Below are 1,373 nucleotides of genomic sequence, written 5' to 3'. Positions count from 1 at the left end.
TCGCATAAAACGCGTTTGGCGTTGTATGGTTAAGCCTCACGGGTAATTAGTACAAGTTAGCTTAATGGCTCACACCACTTCCACATCTTGCCTATCAACGTTGTAGTCTTCAACGGCCCTTCAGAGACTTTAAAAGTCTAGTGAGAACTCATCTCGAGGCCTGCTTCGCGCTTAGATGCTTTCAGCGCTTATCAGTTCCGAACGTAGCTACCGGGCAATGCCATTGGCATGACAACCCGAACACCAGCGGTTCGTTCACTCCGGTCCTCTCGTACTAGGAGCAACCCCTCTCAATTCTCAAACGCCCACGGCAGATAGGGACCGAACTGTCTCACGACGTTCTAAACCCAGCTCGCGTACCACTTTAAATGGCGAACAGCCATACCCTTGGGACCGACTTCAGCCCCAGGATGTGATGAGCCGACATCGAGGTGCCAAACACCGCCGTCGATATGAACTCTTGGGCGGTATCAGCCTGTTATCCCCGGAGTACCTTTTATCCGTTGAGCGATGGCCCTTCCATTCAGAACCACCGGATCACTATGACCTACTTTCGTACCTGCTCGACGTGTCTGTCTCGCAGTTAAGCTGGCTTCTACCATTACACTAACCGTACGATGTCCGACCGTACTTAGCCAACCTTCGTGCTCCTCCGTTACTCTTTAGGAGGAGACCGCCCCAGTCAAACTACCCACCAGGCACTGTCCGTAACCCCGATTCAGGGGCCAACGTTAGAACATCAAAACTACAAGGGTGGTATTTCAAGGACGACTCCACAACAACTAGCGTCGCTGCTTCAAAGTCTCCCACCTATCCTACACATGTAGGTTCAATGTTCAGTGCCAAGCTGTAGTAAAGGTTCACGGGGTCTTTCCGTCTAGCCGCGGGTACACAGCATCTTCACTGCGATTTCAATTTCACTGAGTCTCGGGTGGAGACAGCGTGGCCATGGTTACACCATTCGTGCAGGTCGGAACTTACCCGACAAGGAATTTCGCTACCTTAGGACCGTTATAGTTACGGCCGCCGTTTACCGGGGCTTCGATCAAGAGCTTCTCCCTAAGGATAACCCCATCAATTAACCTTCCGGCACCGGGCAGGTGTCACACCGTATACGTCATCTTGCGATTTTGCACAGTGCTGTGTTTTTAATAAACAGTCCCAGCCACCTGGTCACTGCGGCTCCCGTCCGCTTAGAGAGCAAGTCTCATCACAGATAGGAGCGTACCTTCTCCCGAAGTTACGGTACGATTTTGCCTAGTTCCTTCACCCGAGTTCTCTCAAGCGCCTTAGTATTCTCTACCTGACCACCTGTGTCGGTTTGGGGTACGATTCCATATAATCTGAAGCTTAGAGGCTTTTCCTGGAAGTAT

General features: G+C 51.3%; 1 rRNA gene. It reads right to left on the bottom strand.

What is annotated here, in order from left to right:
- Positions 1 to 25: 25 nt before the first annotated feature.
- Positions 26 to 1,373, bottom strand: a 23S ribosomal RNA gene (locus I6F10_RS19935); the annotation flags it as partial.

The sequence above is a fragment of the Pseudoalteromonas sp. SWYJZ98 genome (assembly GCF_015864495.1).
In the GTDB taxonomy this organism is placed as follows: domain Bacteria; phylum Pseudomonadota; class Gammaproteobacteria; order Enterobacterales; family Alteromonadaceae; genus Pseudoalteromonas; species Pseudoalteromonas distincta.
This window is presented reverse-complemented; position numbering and strand designations above follow the sequence as displayed.